General features: G+C 67.7%; 4 protein-coding genes. 3 read left to right on the forward strand and 1 reads right to left on the reverse strand.

The window, feature by feature from the left end; all coding sequences use genetic code 11:
- Positions 1–231 precede the first annotated feature (231 nt).
- Both ACCD11_RS28200 and ACCD11_RS28205 read left to right on the forward strand, forming a co-directional pair.
- On the forward strand, positions 232–1,059 hold the full coding sequence (locus ACCD11_RS28200) for a DUF932 domain-containing protein (RefSeq protein WP_413316415.1): 828 nt from the start codon (positions 232–234) through the stop codon (positions 1,057–1,059).
- Positions 1,060–1,141: 82 nt separating this feature from the next.
- Positions 1,142–3,190 carry a ParB/RepB/Spo0J family partition protein gene (locus ACCD11_RS28205; protein WP_413316417.1) on the forward strand — a complete coding sequence of 683 codons (2,049 nt, stop codon included), beginning with the start codon at positions 1,142–1,144 and terminating at the stop codon, positions 3,188–3,190.
- A gap of 138 nt (positions 3,191–3,328) precedes the next feature.
- On the opposite strand, the gene ACCD11_RS28210 is transcribed toward ACCD11_RS28205, so the two are convergent.
- On the reverse strand, positions 3,329–3,712 hold the full coding sequence (locus ACCD11_RS28210) for a hypothetical protein (RefSeq protein WP_145745796.1): 384 nt from the start codon (positions 3,710–3,712) through the stop codon (positions 3,329–3,331).
- Positions 3,713–3,887: 175 nt separating this feature from the next.
- Between ACCD11_RS28210 and ACCD11_RS28215 the strand changes: the two genes are divergently transcribed.
- Positions 3,888–4,196 carry a DUF736 domain-containing protein gene (locus tag ACCD11_RS28215; protein WP_145745991.1) on the forward strand — a complete coding sequence of 103 codons (309 nt, stop codon included), beginning with the start codon at positions 3,888–3,890 and terminating at the stop codon, positions 4,194–4,196.
- Positions 4,197–4,317: the final 121 nt, after the last annotated feature.

The raw sequence follows: 4,317 nt of genomic DNA on the forward strand, positions 1-4,317 counted from the left end.
GCGCGAGGGCTGGTGCGGCCCGCAGCCGAAGGCGAGGACACGGCCTGGCGCTCCTTGACGGCGCCCCGGCGCGCGCTCCTTGGGCCGCGGGCGATGAACTCAGGAAAGACGGTGGCAACGAGGCCAACCGGGTTCTTCGTGCCGACCCCACCGGAAGACCCGAAGAGGGCTCCGAATCTAGGAATCCGGTGAGGCTTTTTTCAACAGCCAACTTCGTTAGGAGAAATCACCATGCAACTTGCGTCCCGTTTCGCGAACCACTCGCCGGTGCTGCGCTCGGAACATCCCTTGTCGGATGAGCAGATACGGACCGCGGCCCCGTCCATCTTCGCGCAGGCCCCGCACGGCAGCCGCTCTGAGCGCTACAGCTACATCCCCACGGCCAGCGTGCTGGGGGAACTCAGAGGGGAGGGCTTCGAGCCCTTCATGGTGTGTCAGACCCGCGTGCGGCAGGAGGGGCGGCGCGACTTCACCAAGCACATGATCCGGCTGCGCCACGCCAGCCAGATCAACGGCCGCGAGGCCAACGAAATCATCCTGCTGAACTCCCATGACGGCACCAGCAGCTACCAGATGCTGGCGGGCATGTTCCGCTTCGTGTGCAGCAACGGGCTGGTGTGCGGCGACACCGTGGCCGATGTGCGCGTGCCCCACAAGGGCGATGTGGCGGGCCATGTGATCGAAGGCGCCTATGCCGTGCTGGAGGGCTTCGGGCAGGCCCAGGAATCGCGTGAATCCATGCAAGCCATCACGCTGGACGCCGGGGAATCCGAGGTGTTCGCCCGCGCCGCGCTGACCCTCAAGTACGACGACCCCGACAAGCCCGCACCCATCACGGAAGCGCAAATCCTGATGCCGCGCCGCACGGACGACGAGCGCCGCGACCTGTGGAGCGTGTTCAACCGCACGCAGGAAAACCTCATCAAGGGCGGCCTGCGCGCCCGCGCCAGCAACGGGCGCCGCCAAAGCACGCGGCCCGTGCAGGGCATCGACCAGAACCTGCGGCTGAACCGGGCCCTGTGGCTGCTGGCCGATGGCATGCGCCAGCTCAAGGCCTGAACTCCGAGCTGGGAGGGGCGTGCAGCCCCTCTATCGATTCCCAAGTTTTACGTCTTTCCGTTTTTCCGATTGGAGCTACACCATGAACACCACTACCTTTCAAGAAACCAATGCCGTGGCGGTTACTACGGGCGGCGCTGCCGCCGTCGCGGCCTCGCAGCAACTGCTGCCGATCCCGCTGTCCAAGCTGCGGCCTTCGAGCCGCAATGTGCGCAAGAGCGGCGCCACATCGATTCCCGAACTTGCATCGAGCATTGCCCGCGTCGGCTTGCTTCAGAACCTCACCGTGGTCGCCGCACCCGATGGCGAGCACTACGAGGTGGTGGCCGGGCGGCGGCGCTTGGCTGCGCTCAAGCTACTGGTCAAGCGCCGCAAACTGGCGAAGGATCACGAGGTGCATTGCCTGCTGGTGCTGGATGATGCGGCCCGAACTGTCAGTCTGACCGAGAACGTGCAGCGCGAGGCCATGTCACCCATCGAAGAACTGTTCGCTTGGAAAGACCTCGTGGCCGAGGGCCGTCCGGTGGAGGACATCGCGGCCGATTTCGGGGTGACGCCTCTAGTGGTGCAGCGGCGCCTGAAGCTCGCCAACGTCTCGCCGCGCCTGCTGGCCGACTTTGGGACGCAGGCCGTGACGCTGGAGCAGTTGATGGCGCTCGCCATCACCGACGACCATGCGGCGCAGGAGGCTGCGTTCTACGACTCGCCGCAATGGCAGCGCAGCCCGGAGGCGCTGCGCGACCATCTGACCTGCGACGAGATCGACGCCAGCCGCGGTGCGGTGGCGCGCTTCGTGGGGGTGGAAGCCTACGAGCAGGCGGGCGGCGGGGTGCGCCGCGACCTGTTCGCGGACGAGCAAAGCGGCATCTTCCTGACCGATGGCGCGCTGTTGGATGCGCTGGCGCGCGACAGGCTTGCACCGACCGTCGAGCAGGTGCGGGCCGAAGGCTGGGCATGGGTGGATGCCGCGCCGCGTGTCGCGTCCTCCGATCTGTACCAGTTCCAACGCGCGCGCAGCGCGCGGCGCGAACCCTGCAAGGCCGAGGCCAAGCGAATCGCCAAGCTCGAAGACCAACAGGCGAAGCTGCAGGCGCGGTTGGACGACGAGAACGCGGACATGACCGACGAACAGGCGCAGGCGCTGCAGGAGGAAATGGACGAGCTCGGCAACGAGCTGGACGCCATCGAGCAGAGGCTGGTCGAATACTCGCCCGCCGTGGTGGCGCTGGCCGGGGCCGTGGTGTCGCTCGATCCCATGGGAGGCGTGGTCGTGCATCGCGGCTTGCTGCGCGAGGAACAGGCCAAGGTCTTGCGGGAGCAGGCGCGGCAGGAAGAGGGCGGAGCGGGCAGCAACCCGGTCGATAGCGACGGACCGGCCAAGCCCGGCATTTCGGAGAAGCTGGCGAAGCGCCTGAGCGCGCACCGCACCGCCGCCTTGCAGGCCGAGGTGGCGCGGCACCCGCAGGTCGCGCTGGTGGCCTTGGTGCATCGTCTCGCTATGCGTGTGATTGTGGACAGCTACGGCTCGGGCGGCTCGCCGGTCGATATCAGCGCCACGCCGCAGGACGGGTTGGGACTGCATGCGCCGGACGTGGCGCAGTCGCTCGCAGCCATCGGGATGACGAAGGTTCGACAGGCGTGGGCCGATCGCCTGCCCGACAACTCGGAAACACTGTTCGCCGAACTGCTGACCTTGCCGCAGCAGGAACTGCTGTCGCTGCTGGCGGTGTGCGTGGCCTCCACGGTCAGCGTGCTGGCCTCGCGCGAAGAGGAAGTGCCTGCCGCCGCGCTCGCGCGGGCGGTGAACCTCGACATGCACGACTGGTGGACGCCGACCGCTGCGGGCTATTTCGAGCATGTCTCGAAAGCCAAGGCACTGGAAGCGGTGCAGGCGTTCGCACCCGATCAGGTGAAGCGGCTGGGCAAGCTCAAGAAGGCCGACATCGCGAGCGAAGCCGAGCGGCTGGCAGTGGGAACGGGCTGGTTGCCTGTGATGTTCGGGGGGCAGGACGCTGCTGTCGCAGCCGAAGCGGCAACGCGTGTCGTGCCGGAGAGTGAGGTCAGGGCCGAAGCCGTAGGCCGTGGCAGCATCGAGGCGGTGGCCAAAGAGGGCGAGCACGCTACTGCGTGAACATGAGCCCCGGCCTTCGGGCCGGGGCTTTTGAATCGGCGCGACGCGCGCGGCAGGTGTGCCGCGCGCGTTTTGACATCCAGCGGCTGCGCCGCTGAGACCTTCCGGGAGTGCGCCCCGCCGATGGGCGGAGCGGGTTCACGACAGGCTTGGCTGCGCTGGGTTCCGGAATGCAGCGTCGTCCTCGACGCTGGCGGCAGGCCACCGTGAACGACGGAGGCCTTCTTCGACAGGCCGTCCGCCATGCCCTTCCATTTCGCCGATGCCGACTTCCATGCCGCTGCGATGCGGCGGTGCGTTCTTTCTGGTCTTCGCGAGGCGGCTACTTTGGCGTTCGGGTGCGGGCGGGTCCATGCCGGAATGCTGTTGCTTCGAGCGGGTACCAGGCTCATGCGTCCTTTGCGAGAACAGGTCCACGCCCACGGCCTTGTATTTGCCGTGAATCCTGGCGCGGGCACGGCGGCGCTGCTCTTCGTTTCGTTTCGCCTCGGGCTTCCTCGCCGCAACCGTGCGGCCCGACAAATTTCCCCTCTGCTGCGCAGATTCCTCGCGAGGCAAATTTCTCGTGCCTTCCGGTCCTTCGCTGCGCTGCGGCCCCTGCTTCGCCTGGGGTGCGGCGCGCCCGGCCCCGCGCCGTCCGGATCACGCCAAGGCCGCGATCGGCGCGGACCTGGATCAACCTCGAAAGGACTTCATCATGAGCACCATTGGTAACTTCACCGCTTCGGGCAACGGCTACACCGGCACGGTTCGCACCCTGACCTTGAATGTCAAGGTCAAGATCGCCGCCAGCGACAAGACGAGCGAAAACGCCCCTGACTTCCGCGTCATCGCCGGCAACGGCCTGGAGATCGGCGCGGCGTGGAAGAAGGTCAGCAAGGCGGATCGGCCCTACCTGTCGGTGACGCTGGATGACCCGTCGTTCCCGGCGACCATCTATGCCCGCCTGGTCGAAGGCGAGGACGGCGCGCACAACCTGATCTGGTCGCGCAGCAAGGGCGACTGAGCGTCGCCCTCGGGGGGCGCCCCCGGGGGGGGGGGGGGGGGGGGGGCCCCCCCCCCGGGCCCCCCCCGGGCAGCGGGGGGGGGGGGGGGGGGGGGGGGGGGGGGGGGGGGGGGGTTTTTTT

The organism is Variovorax sp. Varisp36, assembly GCF_047304235.1.
Lineage (GTDB): Bacteria > Pseudomonadota > Gammaproteobacteria > Burkholderiales > Burkholderiaceae_C > Variovorax.